The following is a 15,157-nucleotide window of genomic DNA, read 5'->3' as shown; positions in this document are numbered from 1 at the left end:
TACTGGTAGTCTCAGGGTAGAGAAGAGCTTAGATTACGGCGTTAGGCTGGTCTTCGTTTTAATTTAAATTAATACCTGTTTTATCCAGTCAAATTTCCAGCTTACGTTAGGACTCACTCAACGGTTTACACATTAACTAGTTCATAACGACACTTCACCAGCATACTTATATCTTTCACAATAAAAAAGACATAGATGCCGTCCAAAATTACACAAAAAATCTGAAAAGTTCAGCTTTTAACTTGCTGTTCCTCAAGTAGCACAGCTAATAGCATATACGTAAAAAATCCACCTGCGCTTTTCGAATGGTATCGGGGTGCAGGTGGATTTTGTTTTATTTTCTAAATGTCGCGGCTATTTAGCAAAGCAGGCTTTGATAGCCTGAAGTACGCGCTCCCTTTCTTCGTCAGTCATGTTGGATCCGGAAGGCAGGCAGAGCCCCTTGTCGAACAGACGCTCGCTGGTGCCGTCGCCGTAATAAGGCGCATTGGCAAACACAGGCTGCAGGTGCATCGGCTTCCAGAGCGGGCGTGTCTCAATATTCTCCCGTTCCAGCGCCAGCCGGATATCCTCCCTGCTCACGCCCTGGCTATCATCCACCAGCACGGTGCTAAGCCAGCGGTTAGAATAGAATTCTCCACTCGGCTCCTCCGCAAACTGAATGGCAGGAATAGCAGCCAGGTTCTCCTGATAGAAGGTATAGTTAGCACGACGCTGCTGCACACGCTCCAACAGCACGTCCATTTGTCCACGCCCGATAGCAGCACAGATATTGCTCATGCGGTAGTTATAGCCAATGTGTGAGTGCTGGTAGTGCGGAGCCACATCGCGGGCCTGCGTGGCCAGGAAACGGGCCTGCTTGATGTAAGCTTCATTGTTTGAAACCAGCGCACCACCACCAGAAGTCGTGATGATCTTGTTGCCGTTGAAGGACAAAATACTCATCGCCCCGAAGGTACCCAATTTGCGGCCTTTGTAAGTAGAACCAAGGCCTCAGCAGCATCTTCCACCACAGGTATAGCGAAGCGGTCAGCAATGGCCATAACGCGGTCCATCTCAGCAGGCATACCATAGAGGTGCACCACGATGATCGCCTTTGGCTTTTTACCCAGGCGAATGCGATCTTCGATGGCAGTTTCCAGCAGGTCCGGCGACATGTTCCAGGTGCGGTCCTCGCTATCTACAAACACTGGCGTAGCTCCCTGGTAAGCGATCGGGTTGGCTGAAGCCGAGAAGGTCATGCTTTGGCAGATCACCTCGTCTCCCGCCTGCACGCCCAGCATGATCAGCGCCAGGTGCAGTGCCGCTGTACCGGAGCTCAGGGCTGCCACATGCACGCCTTCGCCCAGGAAGTCGGCCAGGTCACGCTCAAAGCCGTCTACATGCGGACCAAGCGGCGCGATCCAGTTCGTATCAAAAGCCTCTTTGATGTTTTTAAACTCGTTTGTTCCCATGTGCGGGGAAGAGAGCCAGATCTTTGAATTCATATGTTTGTCTGATGTTCTTTTATGATTCGGGCCGGATTGCCCACGGCAGTGACGCCATCAGGTATATCGCGTATCACCACAGCACCCGCACCTATTTTGCACCACTTGCCTATTTTCAGATTCGGGATCACCACGGCACCGGCACCAATATGCGTGCCCTCTCCTACCTGTACATTTCCGCTGAGCACTGCCCCCGGTGAGATGTGGGCATAGTCGCCGATCTGACAGTCATGGTCAATACTGGCACCCGTGTTGATGATGGCATGTTTGCCAATGGTAGCGTCGGCCTGGATAATGGCACCCTGCATCACCACTGTGCCTTCGGCAATGGTGGCAGATGTTGAAATGATTGCGGTGGAGTGAATGGCTTTGCCGAAGGCTACCTCTAGCTTTTCAGCAACGCGGCGGCGTATGGAGTTGTCCCCAATGCTAATGATCACCGGCTGCTCCAGCTCCTCTTCTATTTCAGCTCCTAGTACAGGTATGCCGCCGACTTCTTTTAGGGCCGGATTCATATCGAATGCTCCCAAAACAGGTATACCCATATCTCGCAGGATGTCGATGATCACTTTCGCATGTCCGCTCGCGCCGTAGAGATACATGAGTTTTTCTGTTTGTAGTGAAGGTGCAAAGGTAAGAATTCTCAGTTTCTCATTTCGAAAGTAATGAGAAATCTGGAAAGGTAATTGTCTGAATCTATACATAGGGCCCCTACCCCAAGGATTTACAGGATTAAAGGATTTACAGGATTCTTGTGCACGAATATCATCCCCCTACCCCCTTCAAAGGGGGACTTTACTGCACGAGTATTCACTCTGGGGTAGCGGCCTTCTACAAAGAGAGGGGCTAGGGGTGTATTATAGTTACAGCCATTCTCTCCGCAACCAAGATCCTTTCTGGATGACAGACAGAGAAGTAGTAGCTAAAGTCCCCCTTTGAAGGGGGTAGGGGGATGACAGTTACTTTCGGGCAACTCCCTCCCCTGTTCTTAGGGGAGGGTTGGGGAGGGGTGTTCCCCTAAACCGCTCCATCGTCACAGAACCCTCCGCACTGATCCCCTCCGACTTAAACACTTTTCCGATGGTCATGAAGATGATCTTCACATCTAACATAAAAGAGATGTTATCCACATACCATACATCATAACGGAATTTCTCTTCCCAGCTGATGGCGTTGCGACCGTTTACCTGAGCCCAGCCGGTGATGCCGGGGCGTGCTTCGTGGCGGCGGCGCTGCACTTCGTTGTAAAGCGGCAAGTATTCCACTAATAAAGGGCGCGGGCCGATCAGTGACATATCTCCTTTTATGACATTGAGCAATTGCGGTATCTCGTCGAGGGAGGTTTTGCGCACAAAAGCACCAATTGGCGTCAGGCGGTCGGCATCCGGCAAGGGCTCGCCCTGCTCGTCCCGACGGTCGTTCATGGTCTTGTACTTAATCACCCGGAAGATGCGTCCGTCCTTGCCCGGACGGGGCTGCAGGAAGAAGGGCTTGCCATCATTGGCAATAGCCAGTAAGATCGTTACAACCAGGAAGACCGGAAGCAGCACGATAAAGGCCGTCAAACTCAGCACAAGATCGATCAGTCGTTTAAAATATCGGTTATACAGCTGCATGTTGCTTTAAATGGTCTTGGTATTCCTGTAACAATAGCTCCCAGAAGTGTGTCTGCTCGTAGCGCTCCACAATCATACGTCGTGCCTGGGACTGCATATAGGCAAAGCTTTCTTTATCGTTTATAAAAGTCAGCATGGCGGTATAGAGTTCCTCCATCGACTTGGGCGGCACGATTAAACCGTTTTCACTATGTTGGATAATCTCGTTGCAACCGTTAATATCTGTCACAATGCTTGGCAAATCAAAGCAACCGGCCTGCATAGGCACATTGGGAAAACCCTCGCGGTAAGAAGGGAAAGCTAATGCCTGGCTGATGGCCAGGTATGGCCGCACATCATGCTGAAAACCCACGGAAAGAATGGCCGGGTTATTTTCGATCTCCTGCAGGATGCTATCATCGATCGGGTCAAGATCCTGCTCGAAAGGCCCAACCAGCAAAAGCTTCACCTGCTGATGTTCTCCCTGCAGTTTTTTAAAGGCAGTGACAAGTTCCTGGATGCCCTTGTCTTTTACTAAACGACCGATAAATACAAACACAAAGTCATCTGGCTTTATACCCAGCTGCGCTTTCAACTCTTCTAGTTTAGCAGCATCCAGTTGGCTCCTATGAAAGAAGGCTGTATTAATGCCATTGCTGCTCCCGTTGCCAATCACTTTCACTTTATCCGGTCCGCAAAATCTGCTTTGCAGAATATAGTCTTTCAGCACAGTCGAATTTGGGTATACCTTAGTGGCGCAAGCGTAAGTGAGTTTCTCTACAGCCTCCAGCACCTGTCGGGTTTTGCCATTTGTTTCCATTAGTGGCAGACCAGCTACGGTATGCAGGCGCACCGGCACGCCAGCCAGTTTAGCACCAAGCATTCCGATAATACCTGCTTTAGGTGTATGCGAATGCACAATCGCTGGTTTGTGCTTTTTGCAGAGACGGTAAAATTGCCAAAGCGCCTTTATATCCTGTACCGGGGTAATCTTGCGGGTCATCACGATCTCAATCAGGGGTGTAGCCTGTTCCTGCACCACCGCCTCCGATTCCGGTCCAGCCGCTGACACCATAACAGGCTCAAAGCCTTTGGAGCGCATATAGGGTAACTGACCTGTGATCAGTTTCTGGAGGGAGAGTGGTACCGTGGTGATGCGGATAAGTACGGGTGGCATTGGGTTATATTTGTTTTCGGGTGCAAAGGTAAGAAATTACCTCCCGGTTACATACTCATAAATACTCCGCATACTCATGCTTTGCATCCCATATTGCTGCTCTAGCTTTTTATAATGATCGATGATAATCTTCAGATCAGCCATACTGCGTACAGGGTGGCTACCGAAATTGTGGGGATGCCACCAGAGGTGATAGCATTCTTTGCGTTTGGCAGATACAGTCATTTCGGACAAGATGCGGTTTAGACGCAGTTTGTTCAGGATGTCTCTCTTACCATCAACCGGTCTTAAGAAACGACTGGCAGGTATAGATAACGGTAGCGCATCTTCTATTTTAAGCGAAGAAAGTGGGTAAGATGTTCGCTTGCCAAGGGGCAGATAAGCATCACCTGTCCGGAAGATCCGCTTCGAAAGTTTATCTTCTACTGTTTGCTTCCAGAACCAGTCACTGGGGTTAGAACGGACTGCATTTATGCCCTCTTCGCGGCAGACACGCAAGTATTGCTTGTTAAACTGGTTACGCGGGAAGACAAGTGATTCCAACTTCGCCCCCTGCCGCTTCGCTATACTTTGCGCAGCCCGCAAGTCTTCCCGAAACTGCTCCACTGTTTGTCCAGCTTCCTGGCAGTAGTAGTGCGCAAAGGTATGGGTAGCCATCTCCTGGTAAGGCGTCTGATGAATCTGCTGCACCAACTCCGGCGCAAAAAAGAAATCTTTTAGGCTGCCATCACGGCCAAACTCCTCCTTTAGCCGGTAAGCAGAGAGTTGGTTGTCATGATACGAAGGCCGGAGTGCAGGTACAGCGTTAGTCCAGTCACTCCAATCTTTAGCAAAGAGCATACCCACCGTAGCCCAGGTCACCTGTATCTGCTGGCTTTCGAAAAGCGAGAGCATTTCCGGTATTACTCTAAGCGTATTTGCAAAGTATTGCTTCCGATCTGCTAAAGGTACTTTATCAAATATCCCCCAATACAGTTCAAAGTCCAGGGAGATGGTGAAGACAGGTATATCTTTGATCATTCTAATTTTTTGGGGATAATGCACTTAACCCACCCCTGCCCTCCCAAGAGGGGATTCTTTCATGTGAAATTCCCCTCCTCGGAGGGGCAGGGGTGGGTTATAGTATTATGATACAGCCGCAGTAGTATACCCACTTAACCGCTCCTGCTCCTCCATCTTTTTCTTCTTCAACTGAAATAAAGAGATTTTCTTCTTTTTCTTATATTCCATAAATGACAGTATTACAAAAAAAAGAAAATACATCACCATACTCTTCTGTCTAATAACTATTCCAAGATTTGACATTACCATCGAAAGTGCTATGGAAGAAGATATAAAAGTCACTAAGCTCATTTTCACTAATGAAGAAGACTTTATGATAAATGGTATGAAATCTCTATCTATAAGTTTCCATGTTAGAAGTAAGTAAAAAAGGTTTTCAAATGATATATACAATCCTAGAGCACCAGGTGCGTCAAAAAACAAAGGTCGAAACCAAAAGGTAAAAAGCTTCAAAGGAAGAGGGTAGCTAGTTATATCCAAACCTGAACCTGCACTGCTAAGACGTCCAGCCTGGAGGTGTGAAAAATCTTGAAAGCTTCCGATTACATCATCTTCATTCAGATTTGCAAAAGCGAGAATGCTATCGTACATAACTCCAAGGCCACCAATGAATACTACATAAATTAGTATTTTCTGATACAAAGGTACTCTTTCACTACCTGTAATATAACCTGCTACTGCACCAACGCCTAAGAACAAAAACATATGAGGACGAATATGATAAACTATTAATGCTCCAATAGTTAATGTGACCCATCGTTTTTGAGGAGCAGCTAAAGCATAAGTAAACATTGCTATACCTAAAAAAATAAGTGCGCCTTTTCCTAAAGAGGATGTCCAAAAATGCATATTAGGCAAGAAAAGTAGCAACATTAACAAATCATAGCCTTTATATTTTAGCACCACTTTTACATTTTCCTTCAGGAAAATGTAAAAGTATAAAAAACCCAATATATCCAAGCCAAGCAAAAAGAACCATAGCCATCTCATAGCTAAAGCTTAGTATATTCACGAAAGGATAAGCCAAAAAATCTATAAATCTTGTCCCTGTTTCATAAATATCTAACCATGACTTTTCAGTGATTTTTGGACGATTGAAATATGCCTTTGAATCAGAAGGATTAAAGGAGGCATACAAATAATATATTAACGCAAACAGAATATGCCACCAATACAGAGCATTTAATAGCCTCACATTTAAAAAAGGATGTTGCTTTCTTAGAAAGGAAACTAAAGATTGGCTTAGTAAAAAAAGCAGTAAGATAAGTAAAACAGCTCCAAACATTCTAAAATAACTCCATATCCCCTAGGTATAGCCCCAACTTTCCTGTCTGCTTAATTCAGTAAATGCCTCCTCTTGCAAATTAACATTCCGCAATGTCACAATAGGTCCCTTATCAACCACAGGTATGAAACCCATGCTAGGATAAACACTATCTACTAACTTAAAGTGCCTCCCAGAGGCAGAAGTCAGAAAACAACTCTTGCTAATTTGCTGGAAGGAATTTGATAATCTCTTTTTAGCGTTTCTATCAAAACTCTCCTCATTTATCAACAAATCAACTACTCGCATTTCTTGGCCGAAGCCATATGGCTTAAAGCGGCAGAATAACACGTAAGACTGATAATCAGATAGGAAGTAGTAATCAAATAAAGGATTATCTTGGTAACGCCATTTTACGTAATCCGGACTTAAAAGCGTCTGTACCTGATCTGCCTTTGCTATAGGATTTGAAAGCTTGGGCAGAAGATCTGATAATTTATTCCAGTCCTGCTCAGGCAATGCCGGTAAAGTATGCTGTTTATAGACAAGTGGATTAACCTTTAACTTTAAGGTCATACGCCCCATTTCTATCCAACCCATTTTTAGATATCCTGGTTTGCTGCTCTCGTTAGGAGTATTATAGACCAAGTGTATCCCCTGCCTTTTAGCATCTTCCAGCCCCTGTAGCGTCAACTTCTTGAAAATGCCCTTTCCCTGAAAATCAGGATGTGTAGCTGTATCGACTGCCCGTATTGCCTGCAGCACCTGTCCTTTGTACTGCCATTGCCAACGTAGAAATGCTCGCACACCTACTACCTGCCCGTCAGCCTCAGCAACGAGCACTGGCGATGCCCCATGGGGATTCTCCACATGCTTCCAGTTCCACAGCCCCTCGGACTTCTGGATCAGCCCTTCTCCTAAAGAAGATTTCAGTAATTCTACAATAGCTGGTATATCTGCTTTCGTTCCTTTTCTTATTTGCATGGTTTCTTATCAGTTGTAAACACACCCCTGCCCCTCTCAAGCGGGGATTTTTTCTTCAGATACCTGTTAAAGGAAATAAATAATCTTGCATGAGGTTCCCCGCTTGAGAGGGGCAGGGGTGTGTTATTTAGAGTTCTCCCTCTCCTCTTTCAAAAACAAATACAACTCTTCCAGCTGCTTTGCCATTTTATTTATGCTGAAGTCGGTCTGCACCCGTTGACGGGCACCAGCTGCGAGGGCTTTGCTCTGCTCCAGGTTTTGCAGTAGCTGCACGCCATAATCAGCCAGCTTCATATAGTTATCCACTTCGCAAAGCAAGCCGCTTTTACCTTCCTCAACCACTTCTCCTACACCACCTGCTCTCGTACTAATTACAGCACAACCACAGCTCATAGCTTCCAGTAAGGCGATGGGTAACCCTTCGAAGATGGAGGACATCATGTAAATGTCAATGGCGCTGAAGTAGGGCTTTACATTGCTTTTGAGTCCGGGCATGTGCAGACGATCTTCTATACCGAAGGACTTTCTTTTAGCCAGCAGTTCTTCCTTTAGCGGACCGTCACCGACAATTATGAAATGTGCCTCGGGCACTCTTTTCAGGATATCAGCAGCAATCTCTATCCACACATCCAAGCGTTTTTGAAAACGAAATACAGATACGGTGCCGATTACAGGAGCATTAGCCGGTATATCTAATTCCTGACGTATCTGTAGGCCCGCTTGCTTATCCCGCACAAAGTGTGCTGTATTTACACCATTCAAGATGTTGAGCAGGTATGGTTGATGTGATTTCCCATTAATTCTGGGTTTCTGCACAGCAGGTAGCACAAGCTTCTGGAAATTGGCATTGGCATTTTTCCGAATAGATTGCTGTACGTCATCCGATACTGCCACTGCGGCGTTCTGCCAGCCAAAGCTGAGTTTATTCAGCCAATAAGTGATCTTATTATAACGCTCCCACTTATTATGCTCTGTATAAACTATTGGTATTCCTGTCCTTTTCCCCACCAGCCGGGCAATTATCCCAGCCCAAGGAAGGTGGCTATGGATAACGTCAATCTGATGTTCCTGCACATAGCGGCTGATCTCTCCTACCCGATGAAACATCTGCAGATTGTTATTCGCCTCGAAGCAGACAGCCTTAGCATTTAAAGCTTCAATGGCAATAACCATCTGGTTTTTCCAAGGCAGGAAATAAGCAAAATGGAAATCGAATTCCTTCCGATTATGCACCTTCAAAGTTTCAGGCAATAACATTTCTGCACCGCCTCGTCCTAAGGATTTAATTAAGTGAAGTACTTTTATTTTTGAGGCCAATACCTTTATATTTTAAACTGAAACTTCTTGTAAAGAAACCATTTTCCTGAATTTCGATGAAGTAGTTAACATATCTGCAAAAGTACCAGATCCAATAACTTTGCCTTTATCCAAAAGATAAATCAAATCTGCCTCTTTAATTGTTGCCAGACGATGAGCAATAATAACAATGGTATACTGTCCATGCAACTTATCGATATTCTCTTTTATTAAACTTTCAGTTTCTGAATCAAGAGCTGAAGTTGCTTCATCCAAAATCAATAATTCTGCGTCTTTATATAGCTCCCTGGCTATAGAAATTCTTTGTTTTTGGCCTCCTGAAATAAGCATTCCATTGTCACCAACCTCAGTTAATTCCTGCTCAGGGCTATCATTAATAAATTCCTTTAATGATGCTAATTCTACAGCCCTCCAAAACTTATTTAAATTTTCAATATTTCTAGGTGCCCAAAAGGTAATATTATTATAAATATTATCGTTGAAAATAACAGGTTCTTGCGAGATATAACCAATTCGGCTCCTATAGGAAGCAATATTATATTCCTCTAAGTTAATATCATTAATAAATACCCCACCTTCATCGAGTTTTATTAAGCCGCAAAGTAAATTTGCTAACGTAGTTTTCCCGGAACCGCTTTCACCTATAAAAGCAACTGTAGATTTATTTGGAATAACTATATTAACATCATCTAAAACTCGTTTCCTTCCATATGAGAAAAAGGCTCCCTTAACTTTTATGTCTGTTCTTTTAGAATCAAAGTCCTGATGACTAGTCTGTTCTTTCCATTGAGCCATCTCATTCGAAATGCTTGAAGTTGCATGAATCCCCCCCACATTTTGTATGAATGTTTGCCACCAATTTTGGACTACCATCAAGAAACTTAATGCTCTATAGAATAACAGTAAACTCAACAGAATGGAACTTAGATTAGAGCCCATTATTTTGATTTGAAGCAAGATAACTACTGCTACGATAATAATTATTATTGGCTCCTTTACACTTAAAGTTATTGAATTCAAAAACCCAATTCTTTTATTTAAATCCTCCGTCTCTGCTATGACAGCCTTTAATTTCTTCGAGTATACTGAAAAGTTGTTTGTTGCCTTTAAATACTTAAAGTTTTGAACAGCTTGAACTAGATACCCATTGAAATTATCTCCCTTTTTTGAAAGATCTACAGAAGCACTTTTAGTCTCTCTATAAATGGATCTATATATCAGATTTGATAATCCTGCTCCAATTGCTACAAAAAATGCGAACTGATAGTTAGCAAGAAAAGCTAAAAAAACATAAGTAATTAGCATCACTGATGTTTGTGTGGAATTTAAAAATGCTGACATAGATTGAAATAGCCTCTGAACTTCACCTAGTAGTGAGTTCTGTATTCTGCCGGCATCCAATTTCAGAAAACCCTCATATGTTAGCTGTTGTAAATTATCCACAAGATGGTTTCTAACTCTACTGACAAATAAGTGGCGAATTTTTACTTGATAGTTAACCTGCACAAATTTTAAATAGCCCTTTGAAAAGAAAAAGAGTTATTAATAAGAATAATACTACTGTTAAAGAGAGGTCAAAACCTAGGTTTGTTACAAAAGATGTTATAAAATGAAGATATCCTAAAGATTCTTTGCCTGCATTAACGTCTCCGTCACTGACCGATTGTAGAAGTGGCATAAACATCGCCAGCCCAAGCCCATCCATAAAGCTCACCAGCACACTTAGAATCATGTACAAAATGATTCTGTAGCCTACTACACTATAGTAAAATTGAAAATACCCTAATATATTTTTTTGAAAATTAAATTTCATTATGCCCTAGGCTATGGTTCGAAAAAAATTGCAAGCGTATATTTAGCTTACATAACTTTTATAAACTGACTGGAATTTAGCTGCTATTTTTGAGTTTAAGTAATTTAACTGGACCTCTTCGAAGGCCCGATCAATAATTTGTTTTCTGGCTGGATTAGACTTTAATGCTTCATTAATCATAACGCTAAATGACTCTTCATCATCTTTCTCTATCAGCCACCCTGTTTTATCATTTGACAATATTTCTTTAATTCCACCTACATTATAAGCTACAACAGGTGTTCTTAAGGCCATTGCTTCAATAATTACAGCTGGTAACCCTTCTATTATACTTGGCAAAACTAAGCACTCCGCAAATGAAATATAATCTTGTGCATTACCTACAAATCCAACTAGGTGAACCTGATCACGAATTTGCATCTCACTTACAATTTCTTCAATTTCCTTTTTTAAAGGTCCGTCCCCTATCATCCATAGATGTAAGTTTGGATTGTCTTTAGCTGCCTTACTGAAAATCCTTAGAAGCCCTTTGTGATTCTTTTCAAATGTAAAGCCTCCTACATGAACTATATTAGTTTTGTTTTCAAAACCAATAAATGGATTTATTTCAGAGGTAGCTACCTCCTCTACCCCTATGGGTATTGTTAACGATTTGTCGACTAAATGCGGAAACAATTTAATAATGTCCTGTCTTGACTGCTCGCTTACAGAAATTACTTTACTTACGTGCTTGTAGAGAAAGCTATTATAGCTCTTTTGTAGTACAGATCTTAAATAAAGACTAACAATACTTGCATTTCTAAATATAACTGGCTGATCCCATTTAAAAATTAACTTGGATAGAACTGCATATTTAAGTGTATCAGCAGCGTTGGCTTGTACTATGGATGGAGCCTCTTCTTTTATAATTTGACTAAGCTTCTTCCAACCAGAATAATCAAAAAGCTTGTTCCTCTCATTTGCGTTGGCATTTATAATCTTACCATTAAATGGTATTTTTCCTTTTCCTGCAAATAGAAAAACAATTACAACCTCGATTCCTTGGTCAATAAGATGAGTTGATAATTGACATGTAAAAACTTCAGCTCCCCTAAGTTGCGGTCTTTGTATAATTTGAAGTATTTTCAATTTATAAATTAATCTTTTGCGTTAGATAATTTTCAAAATCTGCGGCGATATTTGTTAATTCGAATTTCAGCTCGGCTTGCTTCTTAGCAAGACTAGCATATGCTTGCGCTAATGCTTTATTTTCATTATACCAAAACATAGCCTCCAATATTGCATTTTCAGAACCTCTCTCAAAAAGATATCCTGTCACTAGATGTTGAATCGCTTCTTTATTTGGACCAATATCACTTGCGAGTACAGGGAGGCCAGAAAACATTGCCTCAATTACAGAACCGCTAAAGCCTTCACTATGCGATGGAAATATAAAGCAGTCATATTCCTGAATCAATTCAGGAATATCATATCTAGCACCTAATAGACGAACTTTATTGTCTAATTCATTTTGCTTTATAAGCTCTTTAAGCTCTGATTTGATCGGACCATCTCCAATAATGTCTAGAGATGAGTTTTTAACAATTGAGTTAAATTCTTTAAAGGCTAATATTAGCTCTCTCTGTCCTTTTACAGGAAACAATCTGCCAATATTTAAGAATTTAATCATAGCCCTATCAATAGTAGTCCTTTCTTTGAATTTGAACTTATCTTTTGATCTACCTCTGTATATTACTTCAATTCTCTCTTTTGAGACCCCTAATGCTTCAGAATTAGCATCTTTTATTCCTTGTGAGTTGGCTATAAATCCACAGCAAATGCTTGTACTAAACTTATTAAGATATTTAAACCCTTTAACTTTTAGCTTAGAACTCCATTTTAATTTCTCATTATATTTAGCAGAATATAGGTCACTAACGAATGTACCAACTACAGGTATTGAATATCGCTTTGCTACCGCTCTAGCAATTAACTCTGACCTTGTTAAGTAGCCAACTATTAAATGTGGATTCTCGTTTTCTACTATCCCAGAAAGTCTTCTAAAAGCTTGAAAAAATCCAAATTTTGAGTTAATACCAATCGAATAAACCTTAATACCCTTTTTTATAAAATTTTCTTTTAAAGTTTCTCCTTGGTACAGGTGACAGATTATCGGAATAAGGCTACTAAATCTGGAAGTGTTTTCGAGTAAGCTTTGCTCTGTACCACCTATTTCCAGCGTATCTATTACAAATAATACTTTTTTGGGACTACTGCACATTTAACCAGTTTGAATTTGTAAGTACATTTCCCTGTATTTTGGGAAATACGTTTTCGAAATAACTCTTAAAGTCATATTCTTCATCAAAAACTTTGCTTAATTCCAAAAATAATTTATCCTCCCATCCTTCAATAGTAGAATCAATTACAGTGATAGGATACTGAGCAAGTTGGAGTAACTCTGTAGTTTTAAATACATTCCCTTCTATGGGTATCACCTTTGTCTTGGCTGTTAGTGCTAAAACATTGGTATGTAATCTTGCACTAATTAGCATATCAAGATTAGAAAGCAGTGCTGCATAATCTTGATAGTGCAACTTTTCAGTTATAAATGGAATATCAAATTTTTCTTCGAAAATTTTGCCCAGATTACGGTCTTCAAATGGTTCATTAGTAATAAAGATTAGTCTAAACCCTTTTGCCTTGATTAAATTTATAGCTTTTTCAAGCTTAACGAAGTCTGTTTTAAACCAATTTGTAATGTTGATACCTACTGTTTTTTCATTAATATTAAATGTGTTCGCAAGTACCTTTGCTCTATCTGCCTTTGGTTCTTTGGTCTTAAATGCTGTATCCGGAGCTAATTTTATTTTGGAACCGTCAACACCATAACTAATTAAATTATTTTTTGATATTTGCCCTCTAACTACAAGTTGATCAAGTTTGCCATATACGTGGCCCGTAAGTTGATGAAACAATTTGGTTTTAAGCACTACTGATTGGTTTACAATTGCTGTTTTGAGACCCAAGAGTTGTGCTACCCTTATCTCTAGTAACTGTCTCAAAAACACATTGTTATCACCTACTTCTCCTGCTCCGCTATAGATTAATGTTTTAGCGCCTTTAATCTTTGCCAATCTATTTTTATACACAGAGTTATAAACGATGTATCTGCTTAAATACCGTTTAACTGGCCTTAGATATTTTGCTTTCAAACTCTCCAAAGCAGCATCTTCGGCAGAAAAATTCACTAAACTTACTGTAGGCTTTTCTTGGTTTAAAGTAAAAGCTGACAAATCACGTACTGTACTATTTGCTATGTTCCTTGCCCACTTCTCAAATAAATGTATAGGCTCCTGATTATTTTCTAATCTATCAATAGTATAGCCATCTAAACCCATTGGTCTACCTTCAAATATGAAGTTCTCATACGGGTTTTGCTCTATAAACATATCAATCAGTTCTTGTGTTAATGCCTGATTACCGACATTGGTAGTCTTAAGTTTAGTTATAATAAAATTATACTTCATACTCTACAAATAATCATTTAAAACTAGTTTTAACACATCAGCTTGCGGCTGTCCGCTAATAGTGTATTGACGAACATCTTGATCTCCTTGGTACACGTAAGAGTTTGGTGCATTTTCAAGTTGCTTTAAATCGCTTATTAAATCTTCTCTTTCTAATGTTATACCTTTTGCAATTTGATCGACTGCAGAAATACAATTCTTTCAAATTTGAAATTTTGAAAACACCTTTTAGCCCCATATATGAAGGAAATCCAAAAGCTAAGACTGGTACTCCATGAATCAAAGATTCGAATCCTATAGTTCCTGTTACTGTAGCTACAGCCTTAGAAGACTTTATTAATGTGAAGGAATCAACATCTAAATCAATTAATTTAACATTGCTGTATTTCTTGAGAATTTTATAAAGCTCATGCCTCCTAACTGGTTCAGGTCCAATCATGAACATCGAAGGATGTTCTTTTACATAAATTTTCCATCCACTTGGAATAGTTTTCGAAAGCATGTCTATAATAAGCCACTGTTGAGCAAATATTCCTCCTTGAGGCATAGTAGTTCTCTCTGGCTGGAAATGCAATGCTACAAAAATATAGTCTTCTTCAAGATTAGGCCCCGAAGTTGATCTTATATACTCTTCCTTTAATTTAACTTTTAAATAATTATTTTTTACTCCCCTTAATATGGATTTTAAATTTTTCAGTCGTTGTATTTTACTATTGATAATTCTTTTCCATGGTGACGAGCGTTTATTAAACTGTCTTTTCATATAATGAGGAACCGACTGACTGTTACTTAGACTAACTCTATTCACATAATCTAGTGTTAACCTTGATAAATCACCTTTACCTAAAAATTCCTCTTTTTTATTTGTTAAAGCTGGATTACCATGTTCAAATTCCTCTATATATGTATAAATGTGTGGAATAAAGCTATTATTAATTATAGTTGTTTT

General features: G+C 40.8%; 13 protein-coding genes and 1 pseudogene. All 14 read right to left on the bottom strand.

Features of this window, described 5'->3' with window-relative positions; genetic code table 11:
* Positions 1-354: 354 nt before the first annotated feature.
* Positions 355-1,454: pseudogene (locus tag O71_RS18105) on the bottom strand (DegT/DnrJ/EryC1/StrS family aminotransferase).
* A gap of 29 nt (positions 1,455-1,483) precedes the next feature.
* The gene (locus O71_RS18100; protein WP_007659785.1) at positions 1,484-2,089 is read right to left on the bottom strand and encodes an acetyltransferase; all 606 of its coding nucleotides are present in this window, start codon (positions 2,087-2,089) and stop codon (positions 1,484-1,486) included.
* A 357-nt stretch (positions 2,090-2,446) separates the two neighbouring features.
* Entirely contained in the window at positions 2,447-3,103 is a 657-nt protein-coding gene (locus O71_RS18095) for a sugar transferase (RefSeq protein ID WP_007659784.1), read from the bottom strand.
* Positions 3,090-4,259 carry a glycosyltransferase family 4 protein gene (locus O71_RS18090; RefSeq protein WP_007659783.1) on the bottom strand — a complete coding sequence of 390 codons (1,170 nt, stop codon included), beginning with the start codon at positions 4,257-4,259 and terminating at the stop codon, positions 3,090-3,092. Before O71_RS18090 ends, O71_RS18095 begins: the two co-directional genes overlap by 14 nt.
* A 36-nt stretch (positions 4,260-4,295) precedes the next feature.
* Positions 4,296-5,279: a polysaccharide deacetylase family protein gene (locus O71_RS18085; protein ID WP_007659782.1), complete on the bottom strand. Its 984-nt coding sequence runs from the start codon at positions 5,277-5,279 to the stop codon at positions 4,296-4,298.
* Positions 5,280-5,384: 105 nt separating this feature from the next.
* The gene (locus O71_RS18080; protein ID WP_007659781.1) at positions 5,385-6,311 is read right to left on the bottom strand and encodes a hypothetical protein; all 927 of its coding nucleotides are present in this window, start codon (positions 6,309-6,311) and stop codon (positions 5,385-5,387) included.
* A 316-nt stretch (positions 6,312-6,627) separates the two neighbouring features.
* The gene (locus tag O71_RS22060) at positions 6,628-7,569 is read right to left on the bottom strand and encodes a GNAT family N-acetyltransferase (RefSeq protein WP_007659780.1); all 942 of its coding nucleotides are present in this window, start codon (positions 7,567-7,569) and stop codon (positions 6,628-6,630) included.
* A 123-nt stretch (positions 7,570-7,692) separates the two neighbouring features.
* Entirely contained in the window at positions 7,693-8,886 is a 1,194-nt protein-coding gene (locus O71_RS18070; RefSeq protein ID WP_237717897.1) for a glycosyltransferase, read from the bottom strand.
* Between the two features lie 12 nt (positions 8,887-8,898).
* A complete protein-coding gene (locus tag O71_RS18065; protein ID WP_202800241.1) occupies positions 8,899-10,392 on the bottom strand; it encodes an ABC transporter ATP-binding protein in 1,494 nt (497 codons plus the stop codon).
* A complete protein-coding gene (locus tag O71_RS24735) occupies positions 10,382-10,699 on the bottom strand; it encodes a hypothetical protein (RefSeq protein WP_202800240.1) in 318 nt (105 codons plus the stop codon). Before O71_RS24735 ends, O71_RS18065 begins: the two co-directional genes overlap by 11 nt.
* Before the next feature lie 42 nt (positions 10,700-10,741).
* A complete protein-coding gene (locus tag O71_RS18060) occupies positions 10,742-11,827 on the bottom strand; it encodes a glycosyltransferase (protein WP_007659776.1) in 1,086 nt (361 codons plus the stop codon).
* A gap of 1 nt (position 11,828) precedes the next feature.
* Positions 11,829-12,959 (bottom strand): glycosyltransferase family 4 protein, encoded by a 1,131-nt coding sequence (locus O71_RS18055; RefSeq protein WP_007659774.1) that lies wholly within the window; start codon positions 12,957-12,959, stop codon positions 11,829-11,831.
* Complete coding sequence (locus O71_RS18050) at positions 12,949-14,208, bottom strand: polysaccharide pyruvyl transferase family protein (protein WP_007659772.1); 1,260 nt, start codon at positions 14,206-14,208, stop codon at positions 12,949-12,951. The genes O71_RS18055 and O71_RS18050 overlap by 11 nt, the downstream gene beginning before the upstream one ends.
* A 115-nt stretch (positions 14,209-14,323) precedes the next feature.
* Positions 14,324-15,157 (bottom strand): hypothetical protein (locus tag O71_RS18045; protein ID WP_007659769.1); only part of this gene is annotated, 834 nt, incomplete at its 5' end.

This window comes from Pontibacter sp. BAB1700, assembly GCF_000277005.1.
GTDB classification, from domain to species: Bacteria; Bacteroidota; Bacteroidia; order Cytophagales; family Hymenobacteraceae; genus Pontibacter; species Pontibacter lucknowensis.
The sequence above is the reverse complement of the archived record's forward strand: the minus strand, read 5'-3'. Positions and strand labels throughout refer to the sequence as shown.